Raw genomic sequence first — 23,851 nt, forward strand, 5'->3', positions numbered from 1 at the left:
TTAGCGCCGCTATGCGTGGAGTTCCGGGCGTTATGTGTGGAGTTCCATCCACTATATGTGGACCTCAGACCGTTATGTGTGGACCTGACTCCACACATAACGAAGCCTAATTCGCTAAATAATGATTTTTCGTGATAACCCTCACAAAACCAAAGTGAATTTTTATGGGGCCTTCGTGGGGGCGCTGTTTGCGAGAAATATCAACAAAACCAATAATAAACAGCATGTTAATCGTGGATATGTTCCCGAGTCCGGGCACCAAAATTTATATTAACGGACCTCCACGGAGGTCCGTTTTTGCATTCTGAGCCCGCCAGAATCACTACTTCTGCATTCCCTTAACGACTCCCCGACCACTGCGTCAGCAGCGCATGCAGATTAGCCGGCTCAAGAGGCTTGCGCAGCACCAGATACCCTTCCTGCTCCGCCTCCAGCAGAACCGGTGAATTAAATTCGCCACTGACTATCGCGCCGCTCATATCCGGCAGACGGTCAAAAAGCGCTTTCAGGATATCGAAGCCGCTTTCGCCGGATCGCAGACGCTGGTCGCACAGCACGGCGAACGGCGTAAAGCCGTCGTCGATGATGGCAAACGCTTCTTCAGCGGAGGCCGCACAGCGTACATCGATTCCCCAGACGCTCATCAGGCTCTCCCAGGCAGACGTCACCAGCGGGTCGTCATCGACGACCAGGCAGGAACCGTGCAGGGGCGCATAGCGTACCGGCGTGGCGGTGTTGTCAGCGGCGGGCGGGATATCCAGGGCGCTATCTTCGCCAGCATATTGGGTGAAGCGCATCCAGAAGCGTGAGCCTTTACCTTCAATGGATTGCATCCCGTATTTCACCTTCATCAGCTTGGCACAACGGGCCACTACGGCCAGTCCCAGCCCGTGTCCGGCGCTGTCGATCTTCCATGCCAGCTCGGGGCGGTAGTAAGGTGAGAAGATTTTGCCCTTCTCTTCATCGGCGATACCGACTCCCGTGTCCCACACCTCCACCATACACTCGTCACCGCGCGGTCGGATGGCGACCAGCACCCCGCCCTGGAGCGTGTAACGAAGGGCGTTTTGAATCAGGTTAATCAGGGACTGTCGCACCAGCAGCGAATCGCCCATCACGTAGATACGGCGTTTAGGCCGCCGGATGCACAGCCTAAGCGCGCGGCTGTTGGCCTCTTCGCGAAACAGCGTGATGACCGAGTCGAGCAGAGCACCGATATCCACTTTGGTCGGGACAGAGAGGACATTCCCGGATTCTATTTTGCTGAGATCGAGCAGAGAGTTAAGCATTAAATGTACCGAGCGAACGCTCTGCTGCAGGTCAAGAAGCTGTGGCGTCAGGCTGTCGTCCCGGTTTCGGTGGAGGATGGCTTCGATCAGAAAGCCCATAGCGTGTACGGGCTGGCGCAGATCGTGGCTGGCGGTGGTCAGAAACTGATTTTTATCCAGCAGTGCCTGCTCCGCGTCCTCTTTGGCCTGACGAAACTGTTCCGCCAGGCGTGAGCTTTTTTCCTCAAGCAGTGCCTGCTGAATAAAGAACGCATGGGAAGTTAACGCATGGCGGTAAATTGCGAAGCCGTAAAGCAGATTCAGCATGAGCACGATGAACATCAACTCATCCAGCCGCCAGATAATACCGAGGTTCAGCACCCCCCAGGAGGCGAAGAAAAAGCGCGTAAAGGTGCTGATGACCGGCGTCAGATGCGTCGCATTGGCGGCGACGATAGCGGCGATGCTGATATTAAGTAACAGGAAAAAGTCAAAATTCTGCGTCTGTGGAGTAATTAAATAGAGCGAAGAAATGCCCAGCCCGTGAATAAAGGCGATATTATTAATACGCGGAAGCCAGCGTCGCAGGACGTCCCTATCACCGTTTTCTTTCGCTTCACGCTGATAGCGTCGGTGCAATAGTCTTATCGCCACGGCACATAGCAGATAAATAATTATCCAGATAATCGTTGGGCCGAGGTCGTCCCCAAGCATATAAATCCAGATGGCGAAAGGAATACCCACAAAGGGCACAGCACTAAAGCTAAATACCAGCCGCAGAAAGGTGTTGTTTAGCAAACGGATCTGCGCCGGAGCAGAGATACCTTCGTTTTGTAAGCTCTGGAAAAACCTCATTCCGACGGTTCCTGCTTGCCGTGCAGAAGCGTGATGGCTTCGACCCGGCTGTTAACACCTATCTTTTTCAATATATTGCTGATGTGTTCTTTGACCGTGGGCTCAGAAATTGAAAGCTGCGCGGCGATTCGTTTATTTGGCAGGCCGCGCATAATCATATTTAATACGTCTATTTGTCGCGGCGTTAAGTTAAATTTACTTAACTTCTCATTATTTGCCTTAACGGAAATTTCGTTTCCCTCAGGAAACCAGGTCTGATTATCAGTGAGTGCGAAAACGGCCCGCGAGAACATCTCAGGTGGCTCGCTTTTCAATACAAAACCGTGGCCCCCGGCGGCATTAACTTTGCGCCAGATGTCATTATTGTCATCCCCGCTGACCACCAGGAGTCGTACCTGTGGGTAAAGTTGTTTTACTTCTTTGAGTAATTTCAGGGCCGTTCCGGAAGAGAGCCAAAAATCGATTACCAGCAAACGTGGCGGGCCATGATCCCTAATTTGGCGGTAGCAATCATCCTCATTCGTCACCACACACGCCTGTTTAAACTGGCAATGTGTAATCAGAAAATTGGCGATGCCGCTTGCTACCAATGGATGGTCATCAACGACTAACGCATAATTCTGTCCCAAAGGAGCCTCCTTTTACCTTCGCATATCTTAGAGTACAGATGAATTATTATCTACCCACCCTACTTTAGGAGGGTTTTTTCGATTAGGAAAGAGAAATATATTATTCGCTGATTTGGGTAAAAGAAAACATAAATACAATCAGTGAAATTAACTGGTTGGATATCAAGGATAATTTATGAAAAAACCACTAATCGTTTTAACCGTTACGTTGATGCTAGCCGGTTGTTCCACGTTGAAAACCGATCAGGCTATTCCACTCCTGCAAGCGGAGACCGCTAAAATGCTGGGACTGGGCTCATCGGATGAAATAACCGTGACCAACGTTAATGGCGCCCAGCCGGACGCACTGGGAGGACAAAAACTGTCTTATCGCGCCACGACAGAAAAAGGGCGTATTTTCGATTGTTCATCAATGATGATGCCGGGGATTTTAGGATCCGCACCGACGCTAAGCGCGCCAACCTGTACACCTGTTGTCACACATAAATAATTAACGCCGCATCAAAAGGCGTACATAAATAACGCCTTTTACATTTTCTGACGTATCTGAGTTTTCATAAAAACGATTTTCCAGACATCACGCTAATGAGTACGGAGATAGCCCGTGAATAACTCTACATCGCATGCTTTAGCGGTTAAGACGCCGCTTTCCAGACTTTACCTCGCTCTATTTTCCGCGCCGCTGTTACTGTTTTTACCTGCCGATATCGCGCGTGCAGCCGATGCCTTTTTTGATGGCGACTCGCGTATTACCGAAACGCTGGGTTACACCGGAGATGTTTATGTTGGACGTAATCAACGCGGAAACCTGCTGATCGATAATGGCAAAATCACCGCCTATAACATCAATATCGGTCGGTTGTTCGACGGCAAAATTTATGAAAGCGTTGTCACGGTCCGTGGGCCAGACGCTGAGCTTAACGCGGTGAACGATCGGTACGTCCTGCGCGGCGACCTGAATCTTGGCCTCGGCACCCTGCGAGTCGAAGAGGGCGCGCTGGCGAGCGCAAAGGAGATCGTTGTCGGCACCACCCGGGGCTACGACAGCCACCTTATCGCCACGGGTGCCGGCTCTCGCGTGACCAGTAATTTTCTGAGCGTAGGCACCGATCTGGGCGCACGCTCCACGCTGGCAATTGAGGACGGCGCGGCGCTCAATACCGCCTACGATGCGCGCATCGGGAATGGTACCGGACCGGGTGAAACCGACACGCTGAGCCCGAAAGCCACCGTCACGGGGAGTGGCTCACAGTGGAACGTTGGCCGTACGTTGACGCTTTATGGCGACCTGGACGTACTGAACGGCGGAGCGGTTAACGTTGGCGGCGTGCAGGTGGCGGGCGTCTCCGGCGCAGGGAAAACCGCCGAATTGGTTATTGCGGGCAAGGACTCGCGCTTTACCAGCGGCAGCAGCGTGAGCGTGGGCGATTACGGCAATGGCGTGCTGTCTGTGATTGACGGCGGTTCATTTTCCGCTGGCAGCAATGCGCTGATCGTGGGGACATCGGGTTCCGGCTCGAACCGGGGTGCGCTCATCATCGGCAGCCGCGGCAATATGGACACCGGCACGGGTTTAACTGAGCCAACGCCTGGCACGGCGGGCGGCGCAGGTACCCTCGATGCGAAGACGGCAATCAGCCTGCGTGGCGGACTGTTCGGCAGCTATGTCTACTTCAACCATACCGACGGAAATTACATCTTCAGCAACACGATGAGCGGTGAAGGTGATGTGATCAACACCTCCGGGCAAACGACGCTGAACGGCGATCTTTCCGCACTCAAGGCGAACGTAACCGCGCGGGGCGGTAAAGTTATCATTGCCAGCAATATTAATACCCAGCCAGAAGACGATATTTTTGATGTTCAGACGCTTAGCGCCGAGAACGGCGGTACGCTGATCCTCAACGCGACGGCGGGTTCAGACGTCAGCGACGGGGTCGGTTACAGCAGCGCCGCGTCAATCAAGTCCGGCGGCACGCTGGGCGGCAACGGCACGCTGGGCCAGACCGAGATCCTGTCTGGCGGGCATATCTCGCCTGGCGACGGCAATATCGGTACGTTGACGCTGAAACGCTATCTGAACTTTATCGGCGAATCCTTCTATGACGTGGATATCGCGGGCGATGGCAGCAGCGACCAGCTACTGGTATCGGGCAAAACCACCATCAGCGATCGGGCTAAGGTACAGGTCACCGCGCTGGATCCGCAAACCAGCTATAAAACGGGCCAAAGCTACCGCATTTTGACCTCCGACGGGGGAATTGACGGTGAGTTCGCAGGAGCGATTTCCAAATCCGCCTTCCTGGACGTGGCGCTTGAGCAAAGCACCAACGCCGTCGATCTGACCATCGCGCAGAAAGAGACCGGAGGCGAAAATCCTGGGGGCGAGAACCCGGGCGGTGAGAATCCCGGAGGCGAGAACCCGGGCGGTGAAAATCCCGGAGGCGAGAACCCGGGCGGCGAAAACCCGGGTGGTGAGAACCCGGGTGGAGAAAACCCGGGCAGCGGCAAGCCGGGCATTTTCCAGACCGTGGCCCAAAGCAGCAACCAGTGGAATACCGCTGGCGCGCTCTCCACGCTGACGCAAAGCGGCCCGTCGCTGGCGCTGTATAACTCGCTGCTGGTGCTGAGCGCGCCGGAAGCGCGCGAGGCGTTCAACCAGCTGTCTGGCGAAGTTTATCCATCAATGCAGTCCAACCTGATCGCTGGCAGCACGCAGGTGTTTAACGTGTTAAACCAGCGTATGCAGCGCGCGTTTGATAACGACAGCCTGCCGATCCCACCGTTAGCCATGTCGCTGGTGCAGCAGCCGGAGCCGCAAAACAATGGCGTCTGGGGCCAGACCTTCAGCTCCTGGAGCCGAAACAGCGGCGACGGAAACGTGGGCAAGCTGGACGGCAACACCACCGGCTTCCTGCTGGGGGCAGATCGCAAGCTGGCGGATCATAACGTGCGTGTCGGCGGCTACTTCGGCTACAGCCGGGGTGATTACGACGTCGACAGCCGTCGCTCCTCAACGGATACCGACAACTATCACCTTGGCCTGTATGCGGCGGGTCAACAGGATGCGTTCTCCCTTCGCGGCGCGCTGGGTTACACCTGGCACAAGATCGAGGGCGAGCGCAATGTTGATTTCAGCGGCTTCTCGGATCGGCTGAAGTCAGATTACGACGCTAACTCGCTGCTGGCGTTTACCGAAGCGGGCTACCGTTTCGGCCAGCCAGACAGGAATATTGAGCCGTTCGTCAATTTATCGTACATCCGGCTGCATACCGACAGCTTCAGGGAAGACGGCGGTGCCGCTGCGCTGAGCGTCCGTAACGAAACGATGAACACCTTCTATTCCACACTCGGGGTGCGCGGTGTGACCGAGCTGCCGAAGAACGTTAACCTCTACGGTTCGCTGGGATGGCAGCACGCTTATGGCGATAAAAATACCTCTTCGCGCATGGCGTTTGCGGGCAGCGACGCGTTCATTACTCAGGGGCAAGCCGTGGATGAGGACGTAATGGTGGGTGATATCGGCGTGAGCGTACAGCTGTCGCGTGCTGCGACGCTGGATGTGGGTTATCAGGGACAATATGGTGCGGATACCCGCGTCAACTCTGTTAACGCCAATCTGCGCTGGTCGTTCTGAATTATTTCCATTAAAAGAACCCGCCCTCGTGGCGGGTTTGTGCTTTTGGCTTCTGACGAAGCTAGGGATCGTTCCCAGCCGCGTCCAGCAGTTTGTTTTTAAAGATAAACAAACACGCCTCGTTGAAGTTCCCTGCCCCTAACCGCTCCGATAGCGCCGTTCGCTTGCGATAGAGGCTTTTAACCGACATATTCAGCTTATCTGCAATCTCTTCCATTGACCTCCCTGCCTTCAGCAACCGGAGCATTATCGCTTCATGTCTACTCAGCCGTAAGTTAAGCAGCCATTTGGTTGTCAGACGCCAGCCTTTCATATCAAGCACCAGATTGAATAACGACGCCATATCCGGAGGCGTAAGCGACGTGTTCATAAACAGCTTCATACTGTGCAGATCCTCCTCTCGAGGGCGCATATCCAGCATAACGCAGCAGATGGTTTTTCTCGTTCTGGCCGGATGGCGTATCAGGTAATCATATAAACGGAGCGGCGTACGGCTATCAATCAGTACAGTATATTCATTTGCGTCGGTATCAAATATGTTTCTGTCTATCGAACAGAGGCAAATTATATCCGGGAAAAATAGCCGCATCCCCCTGACAAGGAAACAATCCTGAGTCACTAACACTATTGAAGTCGCCACTAATCATCCCTTTTAGATTAAAGCAAGCCCGCCTCTTAAGAAACAAGGACGCTTTCGTTTATAGCGCTTTACATTAACGGCAAATGTTTTCTGGCTTTGATCATCCCTCAATATGACATTGGTGAGCTAGACTTTTTGTAGACTATCACTCAATGCCTGTCGTTAATTATAAATAAAAAAGAATTTCAGAAAAGTCACTTCTCTGAACATTAAGAATTTTTGTCATGAAACTTCCCAAACATGCGCCAGAAAGTACTTTAATTAACTCAGCAGAACTTCATTTCAAATATAAAAAAACTGCAAACAGCAAAAGAAAAAGCATTTAATATCAATCAGTTAAAAAGAACAATCCTGCACTGAATTATCTAAAAAACTTACTTCTTCCAGAATTATCTCAAAACCTCCCAGCCGCTTTTCAACTTATTTATCCCCCAACACATCGGGTGTACATTAAGCCCAATCAGACCACTGAGATGAGGGCGCATAATTACCTTTAAGTAAGTACCCCATAACGTAGCATCATTCAGATTTAATGTTCTCCTTTATGCCCTTTAACGCAGAGTTAAAAGGCGGCCGTGTTATGCAATGGATTCACGATAAACAAATGGCAAATAGATATGGAAAGATCGCTTAGCTTCACTACGTTATTCTTTTATCGCACCACAATATTATTGTTCCTGCTTTTACTCTTTCCTGTTCTGGTTCAGGCTGATGAATCCGTTTATGAGCATCAGATACAACAGGCACGTAACGGTAATTACGCTCTGTTTCTTGATTACCTACAGCGCTATGAGCAACAGCATGCTTTAACAACTGGACAGGTTGCGGACTGGTTACAGGTAGCCTCCTGGGCAGGACGCGATGATGAGGTTATTCGAGTCTGGCAGCGTTATGGTATTTATATGCCGCTGCCCGCTCGCGCCATCGCTGCTGTCGCCCAGTCCAGAAGAAACCAAAAAGCCTGGCCATCCGCCTTATCGCTGTGGAAAGAGGCGCTCAGCCTTGCGCCGGATAACGACGATTACCGCATCGGCTATATTAAGACCCTGGCCGATGCCCGCAGAGATCGCCTCGCGCTTTCGAAAGCCCGGCAGTTGGTTAAGGACGATCCTTCTCCCGCGCACCTTGAGACGCTCTCCTATGTCTGGATGCGCCAGGGAAAAAACGCGGACCGGCTGCTGGCGGACATGCGCGCGCTAAACGCCGCACCAGGGAATAACGCCCTTCTTCGCGAGACGATCGATGCGTTAACGGATAACCGGGGAAGCACGCCCGCACTCTGGCTGTCGCAAAGCGCGGCGATGTCTCCCGCGGAGCGCCGCCGCCTTGAGCGTAACGCCGCGGCTGAAAGGGTACGCCTGGCGGATGTGCCTGGCAGAACGGAGAAAGAGCGCCTGCGGCTGGCACAAAACGCATTAGATCGCTATCACGCCCTGCTTTCCCGCTGGCAAAACGAACCGCAGGCGGCTGAAGACGTCATCCTTGCCCGTATCGATCGGCTTGGCGCCCTGTATGCGAAGGGTGATTACCGGCAGGTCATTAGCGAATACGAGTCGCTGACGGCCGCCCAGCATCCGGTGCCGGACTGGGCCATCGGCTGGGTGATCTCTGCATATTTGCAGGAGAAAAATGCCGTCGCCGCCTTCTCGCTTGTGCAACGCTATCCACACTACGCCTCCGATCCGCAGGATGAGGTGCATGCGCTTTTCTACGCCTGGCTGGATACGGGTCAGTATCAAACCGCCCGCCGCTACGTTGAGCGCGAGACCCGCAGCGTTCCCTGGACCCGCTACGATTTCGGATCCCCGACCGCTCAGCCGAACGATAGGTGGCTCACCGGTCAGTCACTCAAACTTAACTATTTGCTGGCGACCAACGCCCTGTCGGAAGCCGAAAAGCTGTCGTATCGTCTGGCGTCAACGGCGCCGGGAAATCAGGGATTACAGATTGATTATGCCGCCCTGCTTCAGGCCAGGGGCCTGCCGCGCGCGGCCGAGCAAAAGCTTAAACGAGCAGAGGCGCTCGAACCCACGAATCTGGAGCTTGAAAAACAGCAGGCTTACGTCGCAATGGACCTTCAGGAGTGGCGCCAGATGGATTTACTGGCTGATGACGTAATTGCTCGCGCCCCCGCCGATCGCAGCGCCCGCCGCCTGGACAGGCTCAGAGCGGTCCACCATATGTCAGAGCTGCGTCTGAACGCGGGTAAAGGATTGCACTCAGATAACCCCGTCAGCGGTAGCCACGACATGAGCTGGGACGCCACGCTCTATGGCCCACCCGTGGCGGATAACTGGCGGCTATTTGCTGGCGCCCGCTATGCACAGGGGAATTTCGACGAAGGTAAAGGCATCAGCCGCCACCTGTTGGGCGGCGTTGAGTGGCGCCCACGTGACCTCACGCTCGAAGCCGAGCTCTCCAGCAACCGCTATCACGGCACAAACAGGCCGGGTGCACGGCTCTCAACAACCTACAGCCTGAGTGATAACTGGCAGGTCAGCGGTAGCCTCGAGCGCTTATCACGCGCGACACCCTTACGGGCATTACGCAATGGGATCAGCGCCAACCGGGGTGAAGGTGGGGTGCGCTGGTATCAAAACGAGCGACGTGAATACCAGTTCAACGCCGCCGTCAGCCGCTTCTCAGACCACAACCGCCGTCAGGAATACACCCTCTCTGGGAAAGAGCGTCTCTGGCAGACCCCGACCCTGACGCTGGATCTCGAACCGGGGATCGCCGCCAGTAATAACAGCCTGCGGAATACGCTCTATTACAACCCGGCACGGGATCTGTCCGTGACGGCAGCCCTGTCCGTTGACCATGAGATGTACCGCCACTACGAAACCCTCTGGAGCCAGCTGTTCGTGGCAGGCGGCGGCAGCTACTGGCAGAAAAATCAGTCGCCTGGCGCCATTACCCTGCTGGGTTACGGGCAACGCATTCAGTGGAACAACGTTGTCGATACTGGCGTGATGCTGAACTGGGATAAACGCCCTTACGACGGCAAACGCGAGAGCAATCTCTCCGTCACGTTAGATGCGACTTTACGCTTTTAAGGATGAATATGCTGAATACACGTTTTTCTGTAAGCCTGATCGTCATCGGCTGGCTCTGCCTCAGCGCGAGTCTCTGCGCGCAGCCGCTCTCCTTTATGGCTCCTGAAAAGAGGCCGCAGCTGGAGGCCAGCAAACCCTGGCCGGAGAATCAGTTTCTGGTCCTGGCCTACCACGACGTCGAAGATGATGCTGCCGATCAGCGCTACCTCTCCGTTCGCACCAGCGCGTTAAACGAGCAGATAAGCTGGCTTTTGCACAACGGCTATCACGCCATCAGCGTGCAGGACATTGTGGATGCGCATGAAGGAAAAAAAGCGCTGCCGCCGAAAGCCGTTTTGCTCAGCTTCGACGACGGCTACAGCAGTTTTTACACCCGCGTTTGGCCCCTGCTTCAGGCCTGGAACGTTCCTGCGCTGTGGGCGCCGGTGGGCAGCTGGGTGGATACGCCGGCAAATCAAAAAGTTAACTTCGGCGGTCTGATGACGCCCCGCGATCGGTTCGCGACATGGGACATGGTGCGCGAGTTAAGCCGCTCCCCGCTGGTTGAAATTGGCTCGCATACCTGGGCCTCGCATTACGGCATCCCGGCCAACCCGCAGGGAAGCCGTGAACCCGCTATCGCCAACCGTTTTTTCGATAACGCGACGGGGCATTACGAAACCGATGAACACTTCAACCAGCGGATCGCCGCAGACGTACGGAAAGTCACCGAAAAAATCACCCAGGTGACGGGAAAAGCGCCGCGTGCCTGGGTGTGGCCCTATGGGGCTGCCAACGGTACATCGCTCGCTATCGCCCAGAAACAGGGCTATCAGCTGGCCTTTACCCTGGAGGACGGGCTGGCAAACGTGCGCGACCTCGGCAACATCCCGCGCCTGCTGATTGCCGGAAATCCGTCGATAAAAACCTTTGCCAACACGGTTAGCCGCGTTCAGGAGTTTGACCCGGTGCGCGTCATGCATGTTGATCTCGATTATGTCTACGATCCCGATCCGGCCCAGCAGACGAAAAACATCAACAAACTCGTCCAGCGGGTCTACGACATGAAAATCAGCCATGTGTTTCTCCAGGCGTTTTCGGATCCGCGGGGCGACGGCAGGATCGGCGCGCTCTATTTCCCCAACCGTCGTCTTCCGGTCCGGGCCGATCTTTTTAATTTTGTCGCCTGGCAGCTACAAACCCGCGCGGGAGTGAAAGTCTTTGCGTGGATGCCGGTCCTCTCTTTCGATCTCAGTCCAGCCCTGCCGCGCGTGCAGCGCCGGGATCGTCAAACGGGAGAGTTGACCGTGGCCGCCGAGCCCTACATCCGGCTCTCCCCCTGGAGTCCACAGGTTCGCCAACAGGTGACGGAGATCTATGAAGATCTGGCCCGCTATGCCAGCTTCAACGGGATCTTGTTCCATGACGACGCGGTGCTGACGGACGTTGACGATGCCGGGCAGGAGACGACGCGCCAGAAAAGCCAGCAGCTTATCGGGTTTACCCAGGCCCTGAGCCAGACGGTGAAGGACATCCGTGGCCCGCAGATCAAGACCGCCCGCAATATTTTCGCCCTCCCCATTCTGCAGCCCGAAAGCGAAGCGTGGTTTGCGCAAAATCTGGATGATTTTCTGTCGGCCTACGACTGGACGGTGCCGATGGCAATGCCACTGATGGAGTCCGTCCCGGCAGAAGAGAGCAATGCCTGGCTGACGCGTTTAGTCAACGCCGTCGCCGCACGCCCCGGCGCGCTGAATAAAACGATTTTTGAGCTACAGGCCAGGGACTGGGCGCAGAAACCGCAGCGTGCCGTAGCCGATGAACGTCTGGTGGAGTGGATGCAGGTGCTCCAGCTGAACGGCATCAAAAATTACGGTTATTACCCCGACGACTTCCTCAACAACCAACCTGATATTTCGCGTATCAGGCCTGAATTTTCTTCGTACTGGTATCCTGACAATGACTGATCGCATTATCGCCTTCTCTATTTTGTGTCTGGTATTCGGGTTGCCGTTAGGCGTAGCCGCGCTATTTACCGGCGAACTGATTCTGGACTTTGTCTTTTTCTGGCCGCTGTTTATGTCCGTGCTCTGGGTAACCGGCGGCCTCTATTTCTGGTTTCAGCTTGAACGGCACTGGTCGTGGGATAACGCAACACCCGCGCCCGCCTTAGCCGGTGAACCGTTAATCTCGATTCTTATTCCCTGCTTTAATGAGGAACGCAACGCACGGGAGACCATTAGCGCCGCGCTGGGTCAGCGGTACTGGAATGTTGAGGTTATCGCCATCAACGACGGCTCTTCGGACAATACCGCGCAGGTGCTGCATCAACTGGCGCAGGAGCAGCCGCGCCTGCGGGTGATTAATCTCGCGGAGAATCAGGGGAAAGCCGTGGCGCTCAAGGCTGGTGCGGCGGCGGCCCGGGGCGATCTGCTGGTCTGCATTGACGGCGACGCCCTGCTCGATCGCGATACGGCCGCGTATCTGGTGGCACCGCTGATTAAGTATCCCCACGTTGGGGCCGTCACCGGAAATCCGCGTATTCGCACGCGCTCAACGCTGATTGGTCGTATTCAGGTGGGCGAGTTTTCTTCCATTATTGGTCTTATCAAGCGAACGCAGCGGATCTATGGCCGGGTCTTTACGGTCTCCGGCGTCATCGCCGCCTTTCGCCGACAGGCGCTGGCGGATGTCGGGTACTGGAGCCCGGATATGATCACAGAGGACATTGACATAAGCTGGAAGCTTCAGCTGCGCCACTGGGATATTTTTTTCGAGCCGCGGGCGCTGTGCTGGATCCTGATGCCGGAGACGCTCAAGGGGCTGTGGAAACAGCGTCTGCGCTGGGCTCAGGGCGGTGCAGAGGTGTTTCTGGTTAACCTGCGCAAAATGGCCCGCTGGGAGCATCATCGGATGTGGCCCCTGTTTCTCGAGTACGCGCTGTCAACGCTGTGGGCGTTTGCCTATGGAGCGACCGTGGTGTTGTTCATTCTTAGCCATATTATCCCTCTTCCCGCGAACCTGGCCGTTGCGAGTCTGTTTCCCCCGGCGTTTACCGGGCTGCTGCTGGGGGTGATGTGCCTGCTGCAATTCCTCGTCAGTTTGTATATCGAGCGGCGCTACGAGCGGAAAGTGGCAGGCTCGCTGTTCTGGGTGATTTGGTTCCCGATGGTGTACTGGATGATTGGCCTGTTTACCACCCTCGTGGCATTTCCGAAAGTCATGCTTAAACGTAAACGCGCCCGCGCGCGCTGGATCAGTCCGGACCGGGGAAAAGGGAGCATTCAATGAACGAGAATACGTTAATTTTGACTGAACATCGGCTGGCACCGCGTCTTTTCGATGCCACATTAACGCTGATAGCCTGGGGAGGATTCCTGTTTTTCCTGTATGCCAGGTTGTGGATGCAGTTAACCGAGGAGAGCGATCACCGCTGGAGCGTGATTATCGCCTCTTTTAATACAGTACTGGTCTATCTGCTGATTGCCGCGTTCAACGGCTGGCTGCTGATCCTGTGGTATCAGTACAATCGCCGCCGCGCGCATGTGAGGCGGCGTCATCCGCAAATGTTGCGCCATGACGAGCTTGCCCAAAGTTTTAACCTCACGCCGCAAATTATGTCCGAGATGAGCCAGTACAACCTGCTGACGGTCTATCATGACCAGATCGGCCGCATAATTGATCTGAAGATCAGCGAGCAGCAGGAAGAGGAAGAAGAGTAATAAAAAGCCCCCGCAGCATACCCTGCGGGGGCTTTTTTATAACAGGGAGACGTTATTTATCCTTCACCACAATCAGCGGTTCAATATCGCTCTCTTTCTTCACCACCAGCGAGTCATCCCCACGCAGACAGGTTCCGCCATAGTTTCCGCCCACGGTAAAGGTGCAGACCTGTATGTATCTGCCGTCAACCTTTGGCAGGCACCATAGCTGCTGGTAGATATTTTTGCGGTCAACAAACTTGCCGCTGGACTGGTCCAGCAGTTGATCCTGGGCGCCGATCAGATCGATATTGCTCCCGCAGCGTCCGGCTATCGGTTTAACGGCATAGCCTGTCCGTTTCAGCAGCGCATTCACCTCAAAATCGGTATCCAGCAGGTAACGGTGGTTCGGGAACAGCTGCCACAGCACCGGCAGGATCGCCTTGTTACCTGGGATCACCGTCCACAGCGGTTCAAAGACCAGCACTTCCGGGCGCAGCAGGACGTCAATCAGGCGCACTTCACCTTGCGGGTGACCGGTACGGATGGGCACGGCGGCGTACTCGGTTTCGCTCACCTCGCGGATCTGCTCGATCGCCGTTTCCCACGCCCAGGTTTTCCATACGCAGTTGACGTGACGGCCTTCATCATCAATCAGTTGCCCGGCGGCATCCCAGCTCAGCGCGCCCAGTCCATGCAGGATTTTGGTTTCAAACCCGGCCTGGATCAGCGAGCGCTGAATAAAGAGCGCGTGGTAATCCTCTTCGATATCGTTGTCCTGCATGATATGGACGAACGGCCGCGCGTGGCTGTGCTTCCAGGCGCCGGTCAGCTCCTCCAGCAAGCCTTCCGCCGGATTGTGGCCGGTGCCGCGATAGCCGTTTTTCACCCACTCTTCAAGAATCAGCCCGCCCTCGGTATGGCAGGAGGCGGAGTCCGCGTTGTACTCGTAAACCTTAATGCCGCGCTCATCCATGCAGAAATCCATACGACCGGTGATCATATGGTGACGACGCCACTGCCACGAGAGGCGCAGACGCGGCCAGAGAATTTTCGGGATGTCGAAAAGCGCGAGTAAGCTGTCGTCTTTCAGCACCTTGTCGGTGGCATGAAGGTACATCAGGTGCAGTTCGTTGGTGGCTTTGATCAGCTCCTGCTCGGCACTTTCGGTAATGGTGAAGTACTGGCAGGGATCGTTGTTAATAACGTGGCCGTTCGCGCGAACGTACGCCTGTTGCAGGGCGTCGTTTTCATTGAGCCATTTTCCGTCGAACTGACGGTTGTTCTTCAACCGCGCGCCGCTGATTTTCAGCAGCTCACCGTCGATCTCCGGCTGAGGAATACTGTGTTCCGTCTCCTCCGTCTGGATCATCCAGCCAAGGATCTCGGTATCGCTGAACGAATCATGAAGCGTATAGCAACCGTTCTCAACGCTCAGACGCAGCTCGCGCGTCCACTGCTGCCCCATCGGCAGCGGAGAGTGAATAACGTTCTGCTCGGCAATGCGCACTTTGTCGTCCAGCAACTGGGTGATGACGGCCACGTGTCCGGTCTCTTGAAACTCACCGCCCTTTTGCCAGATGAGCAGCGCACCGGCCTGCGGCGCGCGTTTTGAGCCATTAGCAAAGGCCTGTAGCGGCAGGATGTTGTCATTCACCACCTGGCGTAAAAAACGCAGGGAGAAGATCTCCCACGCCATCCCGACGTCGGTAAAGACAAACCCGTGGTTGAGAAACAGGAAACGGCGCGCAAACTCAACGCACTGCCATTTATGGCCCATGTATTCGTTGCCGATATAGCTGCGGAATTCCGCGTCTTCCGGGTAGTGACGCGGATCGAGACTGCCGTAATTTGAAGAGTAAATCGCCACGCCACCCGGCGCATAACCTAATAACGTCCCGAAGGGTGCGTCACTGCTTAACGTTCCTTTACGCATGTGTCCAACCTAAAACAGGCAGGCGGCAATTTTTTTGTGGGGTTGTCGTCGTCTGCACGTTGTAATTAACTGACAGAGGTGGCGTTATCATACACTCGCCCTGCCCATTACGCTCGCATCGTTAAACGGTTCCCCTATCTCCTGCTACACTGCCTCAACACAACACCAAAAAGGCAGGCCAACATGTCAAATAACACCTATCAGCCACCGAAAGTGTGGGAATGGAAACAGAATAACGGCGGCGCGTTCGCCAATATCAACCGTCCCGTCTCGGGCGCTACGCACGAGAAAGAGCTGCCCGTGGGCGAGCACCCGCTCCAGCTGTACTCTCTCGGTACGCCGAATGGACAGAAAGTTACCATCATGCTGGAAGAGCTGCTGGCGCTGGGCGTGACGGGCGCGGAATACGACGCATGGTTAATCCGCATCGGTGAGGGCGATCAGTTCTCCAGCGGTTTTGTCGACGTGAACCCGAACTCGAAGATCCCGGCGCTGCGTGACCACTCCACCACCCCGCCGACGCGCGTCTTTGAATCCGGCAATATCCTGCTCTATCTGGCCGAGAAATTTGGTCACTTCCTGCCAAAAGATCCGGCAGGACGAACGGAAACCCTGAACTGGCTGTTCTGGTTACAGGGCGCGGCCCCGTTCCTCGGCGGCGGTTTTGGCCACTTCTATAACTACGCGCCGGTGAAGATTGAGTACGCTATCGATCGCTTCACCATGGAAGCTAAACGCCTGTTCGACGTGCTGGACAAGCAGCTGGGGCGCGGTCGTTATGTAGCGGGTGAGGAATATACCATCGCCGATATGGCGATCTGGCCGTGGTTTGGCTGCGTGGCGCTGGGCAGCGTCTACAACGCCGCCGAATTCCTCGACGCCGGGAAGTACACCAACGTGCAGCGCTGGGCAAAAGATGTGGCGAATCGCCCGGCCGTTAAACGCGGGCGCATTGTTAACCGCACCAACGGCGAGCTGAACGAGCAGCTGCATGAGCGCCATTCAGCGAGCGACTTCGATACCCAGACGGAAGATAAACGTCAGGGTTGACCCATGACCGGGCGGTTCGCCGCCCTCTTCTGCGATGAGAAAAATGAGTCAGCACGCGTGCGCAAGGATCCTCGAATGTCAGACCAGACGCTAAAAGCGACCCGACAGCAGAGCATCATCACCCTGCTGAGTAAAAGTGACTGGCTGACCACCGATGCCCTGGCTGAAAAGCTCTCCGTCAGCAAAGAGACGATCCGCCGGGATCTGAAGTCGTTACAGCAGCAGGGGAAACTTCTGCGCCAGCACGGGCGTGCGCGTCTGATTCACCCGGACAGCCGCGACAGCGGTGAACCCTTTGGCGCACGCCTGAAAAGCCATTATGCCGACAAAGCCGATATTGCCCGACACGCGCTGGGCTGGATCAGCGAAGGGATGACCATCGCCCTCGACGCCAGCTCGACCTGCTTTCATCTGGCGCGCCAGCTTCCGGATATCGAACTCACCGTGTTTACCAATAGCCTGCCTGTCTGCCACGAGATGGCGAAGCGCGAGCGGATCACGCTTATCTGCTCCGGCGGAACGCTTGAGCGTAAGTATCGCTGCTATGTTAATCCGGCGCTGGTGACGCAGCTTAAAGGGCTGGAGATCGATCTGTTTATCTTCTCGTGTGAAGGGGTTGATGAGCATGGCGTCCTTTGGGATCCGTCCGAGCACAACGCGGGCTTTAAGGCGCTGCTGTTAAACCGGGCCAGCCAGTCGCTGCTGCTGATCGACAAAAGTAAATTTATGCGGGCAAGCGAAGTGAAAATCGGTCAGCTGTCGCAGGTGACACAGATTATTCAGAGCGATAAATGTCAGGCCGCCAGAGACGGCCTGACGCGATGATGTTACGCGGGGAGACGGAACTTCTGCACTGAGCGCTGGAGTTCTTCGGTCTGCCGTTCCAGTGCAGCCGCAGCGGCGGAAACCTGCTCCACCAGCGAGGCATTCTGCTGGGTCACGCCGTCCATCTGCGTGATGGCTACGCCGACCTGAGAAATACCTTTGCTCTGCTCCTCTGACGCGGTGGCGATCTGCTTCATAATGACGGTCACCTCCGTCACGTCGCGCAGGATAGCTTCCATCGTCGTGCCGGTATCGTTCACCAGCTGCGCCCCCTGCTCCACGCGGGCAACGGAATCCGCAATCAGCCCTTCGATCTCTTTTGCCGCATTCGCGCTGCGGCTGGCCAGATTACGCACCTCACCCGCCACGACCGCAAAACCGCGCCCCTGCTCCCCGGCCCGAGCCGCTTCCACCGCGGCGTTCAGCGCCAGAATATTGGTCTGGAAGGCGATGCTGTTGATAACGGTAGTGATTTCAGCAATTTTCTTCGAGCTGTCCGAAATGCCGCTCATGGTCGTGACCACATCGTCTACCAGCGACCCGCCGCGGCTGGCTGTACTGGAGGCGACATCCGCAAGCTGGCTGGCCTGGCGCGCGCTTTCGGCGTTCAGCTTCACCGTTGCGGTAAGCTGTTCCATGCTGGCCGCGGTCTCTTCCAGCGCAGCGGCCTGCTCTTCGGTACGCGAAGAGAGATCGTTATTCCCGCTGGAGATCTCCGTTGCCCCGCGCCAGATATTCTCGCTGCCGGAACGAATCGTGCTGACCGCCTCCCGCAGGCTGTCCTGCATGGCGCTCAGCAGCGGAACCAGTTGCCCCACGCAGTTGCGGCCAATGGGCTCAATCGGCTGGCTGAGATCGCCCTGCGCAATCTGGCGGAACTGCTGACGGATACGCTCCAGCGGTTTTACCAGCAGCGCCACCAGGTAGCGGTCGGTGAACAGCAGGATCAGCAGACCCACGATCGTGGCGGTGATAATCACCGTCCGGGTCATGCTGGTCAGGCTGTCGACCACAACGCGCGTACTGTCGAGCGCCTTCACCGCAGAATTGTTAAAGTTCTCAACCGCGGCGCCAAACGCGCGGCTTAGCGGCGGCGTAACGTTGTTGGCATGCTGACGATAGCCTTCGAGCGTCGCCTGCTTTGCCTGCACCATCTGAGGCGTAACGCCCCGATCGAGCAGCGCCTGCCAGGTGGAAATCACCTGCGCAGAGACCTTTTCATCCATCGGGCCCGGGGAGATAGCCTTCATCTCTGCCAGCTTTTTACTCATGTTATCCAGCGCCTGCTGAGCAGGAGCCAGGTCTGGCGTGCCGCCCGCTGCTTTAGCTTCCATCGCCCGGCTCAGGCGGGTGACGAAACGGAAATACTGATCGTTGCCCTGGCTCAGCACCGTCATTTGCCTGACCAGCTGGCGGTCAACGTCATTACCATCAGAAACACGAGACAGAGACCAGGTGCTATAAAGCCCCACGCCTGCCCACATGACACAAAAGATCCCCAGTACCGTCAGCATGACGAAACGGATGGTGAAATTACGAAGCATCTTCATTGAGTATTCCTTGCCGTGAGGGTGAATTCGCCCAGAGGCGAGTACTACCCTCGTTATCGGCAGGGACAGGGGAAAAGATAACCCTTTGTGATGATTTATTTAAGCAGGGCTTATCATTCCAGATATTTTTTAAACCAGCTTAACGTTCTTGACCAGGCCAGCTCGGCTGCGGGCTGGTCATAGCGTGGGGTAGAATCGTTGTGAAATCCATGGTTTACGCCAGGGTAGATATACGCTTCATAAACCTTATTATTTGATTTCAGCGCGGCTTCATAGGCAGGCCAGCCCTCGTTAATATTTTTGTCCAGCTCGGCATAATGAAGCAGGAGCGGCGCGCTAATTTTTGGCACATCCTCCACCCGCGGCTGACGACCATAGAAGGGCACCGCGCAGTCGAGTTCCGGATATGCTACGGCGGCGGCATTCGATACGCCGCCGCCGTAGCAAAAACCGGTAATCCCCACCTTACCGGTGGCTTCCGGATGATTTTTCATAAACTCTATGGCGGCAAAAAAGTCGTTCATCAGCCTTGTCGGGTCGACCTTCTGCTGCAAAACCTTTCCTTCGTCGTCGTTGCCGGGGTATCCCCCCACCGAGCTCAGGCCGTCGGGAGCCAGCGCGATATACCCCGCTTTCGCCACGCGTCGTGCCACGTCTTCAATATACGGATTCAGCCCCCGGTTCTCATGCACGACCACTACTGCGGGCGTTTTCGCGGTGGCTTTGGCCGGCTTCACCAGGTAACCGCGCACTTCGCCGTGACCATTGGGCGAGGGATAAGTGATGTATTCCGGAAGAATATCGGGATCGGTGAATTTAACCTGCTCCGCGAGGGCGTAGTTGGGTTTAAGCATATTAAACAGCATCAGCGCCGTTACGCCGCCTGCGGCATAGCGCGCCGCGAGATTCAGAAATTCGCGTTTGCTGATTTTACCGTGGGCGTAATAGTCATAGTAATCAAGCAGCTCTTGCGGAAAATCTTTGGCAGTCAGGCGCGTCATCGCTTATCTCCATGATTTATGATTTGATAAGCTTAGAATAAAAACGCTGTTTCGAAAATTCACCGATAAGAAAGGAGACATCATGTCCTGGCACCCTTACACCGGCCGATACGAAAACATGCAGTACCGATACTGCGGCAAAAGCGGCCTGCGCTTACCGGCGCTGTCGCTGGGTCTGTGGCACAGCTTTGGCCACGTTCAGGCGCTCGATTCCCAGCGCGCGCTGCTGCGTAAGGCCTTCGATCTCGGCATTACCCATTTTGACCTTGCCAACAACTACGGCCCCCCTCCAGGCAGCGCTGAAGAAAATTTTGGCCGCCTGCTGCGAGAAGATTTTGCCGGGTATCGCGACGAGCTGATCATCTCCACCAAAGCGGGCTACGACATGTGGCCAGGACCGTATGGTTCGGGTGGTTCACGTAAGTATCTGCTCGCCAGCCTCGACCAGAGCCTGAAACGCATGGGCGTGGAGTATGTGGATATTTTCTATTCTCACCGCGTAGACGAAAACACGCCGATGGAAGAGACCGCCGCCGCGTTGGCACACGCGGTGCAGAGCGGAAAAGCGCTGTACGTCGGCATTTCGTCCTACTCCACGGAACGCACGACGGCGATGGCCGAATTGCTGCGCGAGTGGAAGATCCCGCTTTTGATCCACCAGCCGTCTTACAACCTGCTTAACCGCTGGGTCGACAAGACTGGTCTGCTGGACGCGCTGGAGAAAAACGGAACGGGCTGTATCGCCTTTACCCCGCTGGCGCAGGGCCTGCTGACCGGAAAATACCTGAACGGTATTCCGGACGGTTCACGTATGCAGCGCGAAGGGAAAAAAGTGCGCGGCCTGACGGAGAAAATGCTGACCGAAGCCAACCTGAGCAGCCTTCGTCTGCTGAACGAGATGGCGCATACGCGCGGGCAGACGATGGCGCAGATGGCGCTAAGCTGGCTGTTGAAAGATACACGTGTAACGTCAGTGCTGATTGGCGCGAGCCGCCCGGAGCAACTGGAAGAGAACGTTCAGGCGCTGAATAACCTGTGCTTTACCGAAGATGAACTGACGCGGATTGACCAGCACGTGGCGGATGGTGAGCTGAATTTGTGGCAGGCGTCGTCGGATAAATAGTGCGGTCCGATGCTTTCGCCCCTCACCCTAACCCTCTCCCCAGAGGGGAGAGGGAACTTGAACACCCTCTCCCCTCTGGGGAGAGGGCAGGGTGAGGGGCCTGGTAAATTTATTTCTTACTGATTTTATCCAGATATCCCATCACAAACGCCGACAGTACAAACGTCAGGTGGATAATCACATACCACATCAGCTTATTATCCGGGACGTTTTTAGCATCCATAAAGACACGTAACAGGTGAATAGACGAAATCGCCACAATCGACGCCGCGACTTTATTTTTCAGCGATGAGGCGTCCATTTTCCCCAGCCAGTTGAGCTTTTCTTTGTGCTCGGCGATATCAAGCTGAGAGACGAAATTCTCATAACCGGAAAACATCACCATCACCAGTAATCCTCCTACCAGCGTCATATCCACCAGCGACAGCAGAACCAGAATCAAATCGGCTTCTGCCACGGAGAAAATGTTTGGCAGGACGTGGAATATCTCCTGGAAGAACTTGATCGTCAGGGCGACCAGCGCCAGAGAGAGACCAAAATAGACGGGTGCGAGCAGCCAGCGAGAGGCATACATTGCGTTTTCAAAGAAGCGTTCCATAAAATCCTGTCTGCAAACGAAACCAGCGCTCAGTATATCTCAACTATACCTCGTTGGGATCCACATCCGGACGCGCATACTCCGGCCAGACCAGTGCGACCAGTTCCGGGTAGGCTTCCAGGCTAAACTCGCGAAAACACTGGCGCAGATTTAATACGTCTAAATCGGAATACGACACCTTCTCGCCATTCAGACAGCGCTTTTTGATATTGTCGTAATATTTATAGACCGCCGAATTAAGGTCGCTACAGCGGCGCTGCGCGTCGAACAGGCCGGGCGTATCATTAATTTCGGCCATTTTCATTCGCTTAATTGTCGCATGGAGAAAATCGATATATTCGTGATTCACCCGCCAGTACCAGACTGGCGTCACGGCGTTCATCAAGACGGAGAAATGATCTTCCCCCTCCTCTTTGGACATCAATTCAGGCTGCGGTGGTTCACTGGCGTCATTTGACACTTTCGTTTTATTGAACTCTTGCATCAATAAAAGCACGCCAGCGGTCAGTAATAGTAACGTTACGACCGTGAAGAAAATGCTGTTCATGGGTAGGCTCCATTTTTTTTGATTTTAAAATTGCCTCATGATATTGTCAACGAATCTCACCCTTTTTCCAACCCCACCCTTTTGAAATTAAAGGAAATTAAAATGCTGCCCGACAATCTTGTCCCGGCAAAGTACCACATTACGCCTGTGGAACAGCCTTCGACGGAAGCAGATAAAGAGGCGAATTTCACTCAAGGAAAAAGAAAACTCTCCGACTATGAAGCCGATATATTAATTGGTGTTTCACGCACCGGCAAATCCCGTAATATGGTGCTGGAAGAGCACGATCGCCATTTAAAAGAACGGTTATTTCGTGCCATCAAGATTGAAGCCTTAGTTCATCTGCTAAATGATTTACAGGCCGAAGGGGAAATAGATGCCCAGGCTCTAAGTCAAATAATGGCCGAGAAAACACAGCAAATAAATGAAGCTGGCAATGAAATTTGGCTTAACTTAATTACGCGTGAAAAAAACAATCCCATTTTTTATAACCTGGGGGATGATTAACGTGAATGATGATAGCGGTAATAACGTTTATTTGACTTTAGATGATAAGAAAAGCGATGAATTTATCTTAAAGCAGAATCTTGACGCCCTGAAAAAGATAAAAAATGACGAGATGACGCGAATAACGCAGGACTTGGTTTCGATTCCGGCCACGCTGGTGCGCCTGAAATGGCAGAACCGTCGGGAAATTTATGCCTTGCAGGCCAAAGAGGAGATTTACGGCGCGGTGATGAACGCCATTATTGAGCTGCGCCCTGAGCTTAAAGAGAAGATCCTTGGGCGACTGGAGACGAACTATCAGTACCTGCTGGCACGCGAGACAGCCACCCTGCGCCTGACCCGTAAACTCTCGGAAGGCAACTATCGCACATCAAACGTCACCTGCGTGGCGCTCGATGAAGAGGCGTCAACAACATCTTCTAACTGCTGACAACGTGGTTCGCCCGGCGGCGCTAGCCTGAGATTGTAGGCCGGGTAAGGCGAAGCCGCCACCCGGCACGGAAGGCGGCTTCGCCTTCGTTTTACTTCGCGGCCGCTTTCTCTTCGCCGACCAGACCAATCTTCAGGTATCCCGCCTGATGCAGCGTGTCCATTACCTTCATCATGGTTTCATAATCGACGGTTTTATCCGCGCGGAAGAAGACGGTGGTGTCTTTCTTGCCGCCGGTCAGCTGGTCCAGCGCCGGAATAACCGAGGCATCCGTCACCGGATCGTTGCCCAGGAACATGGACTTATCGGCCTTCACGGACAGGTAGACAGGCTTTTCCGGACGCGGCTGCGGCTGGCTGGAGGACGCTGGCAGATTCACCTTCACGTCCACCGTTGCCAGCGGCGCGGCAACCATAAAGATAATCAGCAGAACCAGCATAACGTCGATAAACGGCGTCACGTTGATCTCATGCATTTCACCGTTATCGTCCAGATTTTCATTAAGACGCATTGCCATAC

At 55.1% G+C, this 23,851-nt stretch carries 20 protein-coding genes; 11 read left to right on the plus strand and 9 right to left on the minus strand.

Translation table 11 applies throughout. The annotated features are described in order from the left end of the window. Nucleotides 1–338 precede the first annotated feature (338 nt). Both IPZ49_RS11525 and IPZ49_RS11530 read right to left on the minus strand, forming a co-directional pair. Nucleotides 339–2,123, minus strand: coding sequence for a hybrid sensor histidine kinase/response regulator (locus IPZ49_RS11525; RefSeq protein WP_063146822.1), 1,785 nt, complete (start codon nucleotides 2,121–2,123; stop codon nucleotides 339–341). Continuing rightward, nucleotides 2,120–2,752: a response regulator transcription factor gene (locus IPZ49_RS11530; protein ID WP_003862456.1), complete on the minus strand. Its 633-nt coding sequence runs from the start codon at nucleotides 2,750–2,752 to the stop codon at nucleotides 2,120–2,122. The genes IPZ49_RS11525 and IPZ49_RS11530 overlap by 4 nt, the downstream gene beginning before the upstream one ends. A 175-nt stretch (nucleotides 2,753–2,927) precedes the next feature. On the opposite strand from IPZ49_RS11530, the gene IPZ49_RS11535 reads away from it, so the two are divergent. Together IPZ49_RS11535 and IPZ49_RS11540 are read left to right on the plus strand one after the other, a co-directional pair. Then, on the plus strand, nucleotides 2,928–3,242 hold the full coding sequence (locus IPZ49_RS11535) for a lipoprotein (RefSeq protein ID WP_003862457.1): 315 nt from the start codon (nucleotides 2,928–2,930) through the stop codon (nucleotides 3,240–3,242). A 114-nt stretch (nucleotides 3,243–3,356) separates the two neighbouring features. After that, nucleotides 3,357–6,389 (plus strand): autotransporter domain-containing protein, encoded by a 3,033-nt coding sequence (locus tag IPZ49_RS11540; RefSeq protein ID WP_063146821.1) that lies wholly within the window; start codon nucleotides 3,357–3,359, stop codon nucleotides 6,387–6,389. A 61-nt stretch (nucleotides 6,390–6,450) separates the two neighbouring features. Here IPZ49_RS11540 and IPZ49_RS11545 read toward each other — a convergent pair whose 3' ends face one another. Beyond that, nucleotides 6,451–6,978: a LuxR C-terminal-related transcriptional regulator gene (locus IPZ49_RS11545; protein ID WP_045308383.1), complete on the minus strand. Its 528-nt coding sequence runs from the start codon at nucleotides 6,976–6,978 to the stop codon at nucleotides 6,451–6,453. A 668-nt stretch (nucleotides 6,979–7,646) separates the two neighbouring features. Here IPZ49_RS11545 and pgaA point away from each other — a divergent pair. From pgaA to pgaD, 4 genes are read left to right on the plus strand one after another with little or no spacing between them, the layout of a single operon-like run. Then, nucleotides 7,647–10,085, plus strand: coding sequence for a poly-beta-1,6 N-acetyl-D-glucosamine export porin PgaA (gene pgaA, locus IPZ49_RS11550; protein WP_063146820.1), 2,439 nt, complete (start codon nucleotides 7,647–7,649; stop codon nucleotides 10,083–10,085). Nucleotides 10,086–10,093: 8 nt separating this feature from the next. Then, the gene (gene pgaB, locus IPZ49_RS11555; protein WP_063146819.1) at nucleotides 10,094–12,031 is read left to right on the plus strand and encodes a poly-beta-1,6-N-acetyl-D-glucosamine N-deacetylase PgaB; all 1,938 of its coding nucleotides are present in this window, start codon (nucleotides 10,094–10,096) and stop codon (nucleotides 12,029–12,031) included. After that, complete coding sequence (gene pgaC / locus IPZ49_RS11560) at nucleotides 12,024–13,355, plus strand: poly-beta-1,6-N-acetyl-D-glucosamine synthase (protein ID WP_063146818.1); 1,332 nt, start codon at nucleotides 12,024–12,026, stop codon at nucleotides 13,353–13,355. The genes pgaB and pgaC overlap by 8 nt, the downstream gene beginning before the upstream one ends. Then, nucleotides 13,352–13,786, plus strand: coding sequence for a poly-beta-1,6-N-acetyl-D-glucosamine biosynthesis protein PgaD (gene pgaD / locus IPZ49_RS11565; RefSeq protein WP_063146817.1), 435 nt, complete (start codon nucleotides 13,352–13,354; stop codon nucleotides 13,784–13,786). The genes pgaC and pgaD overlap by 4 nt, the downstream gene beginning before the upstream one ends. A gap of 52 nt (nucleotides 13,787–13,838) precedes the next feature. Here the strand turns inward: pgaD and gss are convergent, their stop codons facing one another. Further along, nucleotides 13,839–15,701, minus strand: coding sequence for a bifunctional glutathionylspermidine amidase/synthase (gene gss, locus IPZ49_RS11570; RefSeq protein WP_063146816.1), 1,863 nt, complete (start codon nucleotides 15,699–15,701; stop codon nucleotides 13,839–13,841). A gap of 183 nt (nucleotides 15,702–15,884) precedes the next feature. Here gss and yghU point away from each other — a divergent pair, with 183 nt between their 5' ends. Together yghU and fucR are read left to right on the plus strand one after the other, a co-directional pair. Then, nucleotides 15,885–16,751 carry a glutathione-dependent disulfide-bond oxidoreductase gene (gene yghU, locus IPZ49_RS11575; protein WP_063146815.1) on the plus strand — a complete coding sequence of 289 codons (867 nt, stop codon included), beginning with the start codon at nucleotides 15,885–15,887 and terminating at the stop codon, nucleotides 16,749–16,751. A 75-nt stretch (nucleotides 16,752–16,826) separates the two neighbouring features. Next, nucleotides 16,827–17,576 (plus strand): L-fucose operon activator, encoded by a 750-nt coding sequence (fucR, locus tag IPZ49_RS11580; RefSeq protein WP_023298593.1) that lies wholly within the window; start codon nucleotides 16,827–16,829, stop codon nucleotides 17,574–17,576. Nucleotides 17,577–17,578: 2 nt separating this feature from the next. Here the strand turns inward: fucR and IPZ49_RS11585 are convergent, their stop codons facing one another. Together IPZ49_RS11585 and yghX are read right to left on the minus strand one after the other, a co-directional pair. Beyond that, a complete protein-coding gene (locus IPZ49_RS11585; RefSeq protein ID WP_063146814.1) occupies nucleotides 17,579–19,126 on the minus strand; it encodes a methyl-accepting chemotaxis protein in 1,548 nt (515 codons plus the stop codon). A 113-nt stretch (nucleotides 19,127–19,239) separates the two neighbouring features. Further along, nucleotides 19,240–20,127, minus strand: a complete 888-nt coding sequence (gene yghX / locus IPZ49_RS11590) for a YghX family hydrolase (protein ID WP_023306936.1) — start codon at nucleotides 20,125–20,127, stop codon at nucleotides 19,240–19,242. An 82-nt stretch (nucleotides 20,128–20,209) separates the two neighbouring features. On the opposite strand from yghX, the gene IPZ49_RS11595 reads away from it, so the two are divergent. Then, the gene (locus tag IPZ49_RS11595; RefSeq protein ID WP_063146813.1) at nucleotides 20,210–21,250 is read left to right on the plus strand and encodes an aldo/keto reductase; all 1,041 of its coding nucleotides are present in this window, start codon (nucleotides 20,210–20,212) and stop codon (nucleotides 21,248–21,250) included. Between the two features lie 109 nt (nucleotides 21,251–21,359). Here the strand turns inward: IPZ49_RS11595 and IPZ49_RS11600 are convergent, their stop codons facing one another. After that, on the minus strand, nucleotides 21,360–21,848 hold the full coding sequence (locus tag IPZ49_RS11600; protein ID WP_006811956.1) for a TIGR00645 family protein: 489 nt from the start codon (nucleotides 21,846–21,848) through the stop codon (nucleotides 21,360–21,362). Nucleotides 21,849–21,891: 43 nt separating this feature from the next. Next, on the minus strand, nucleotides 21,892–22,395 hold the full coding sequence (locus IPZ49_RS11605) for an ESA_00282 family adhesion-associated protein (RefSeq protein WP_023298598.1): 504 nt from the start codon (nucleotides 22,393–22,395) through the stop codon (nucleotides 21,892–21,894). Nucleotides 22,396–22,497: 102 nt separating this feature from the next. On the opposite strand from IPZ49_RS11605, the gene IPZ49_RS11610 reads away from it, so the two are divergent. Both IPZ49_RS11610 and IPZ49_RS11615 read left to right on the plus strand, forming a co-directional pair. Further along, entirely contained in the window at nucleotides 22,498–22,902 is a 405-nt protein-coding gene (locus tag IPZ49_RS11610; protein WP_023298599.1) for a hypothetical protein, read from the plus strand. Further along, nucleotides 22,895–23,332 carry a hypothetical protein gene (locus IPZ49_RS11615; RefSeq protein ID WP_023298600.1) on the plus strand — a complete coding sequence of 146 codons (438 nt, stop codon included), beginning with the start codon at nucleotides 22,895–22,897 and terminating at the stop codon, nucleotides 23,330–23,332. The genes IPZ49_RS11610 and IPZ49_RS11615 overlap by 8 nt, the downstream gene beginning before the upstream one ends. 91 nt (nucleotides 23,333–23,423) lie before the next feature. Here IPZ49_RS11615 and exbD read toward each other — a convergent pair whose 3' ends face one another. Continuing rightward, entirely contained in the window at nucleotides 23,424–23,849 is a 426-nt protein-coding gene (gene exbD / locus IPZ49_RS11620; protein ID WP_023298601.1) for a TonB system transport protein ExbD, read from the minus strand. Between the last annotated feature and the right edge of the window lie 2 nt (nucleotides 23,850–23,851).

It is taken from the genome of Enterobacter cloacae complex sp. S2 (assembly GCF_015159675.1).
GTDB lineage: Bacteria > Pseudomonadota > Gammaproteobacteria > Enterobacterales > Enterobacteriaceae > Enterobacter > Enterobacter intestinihominis.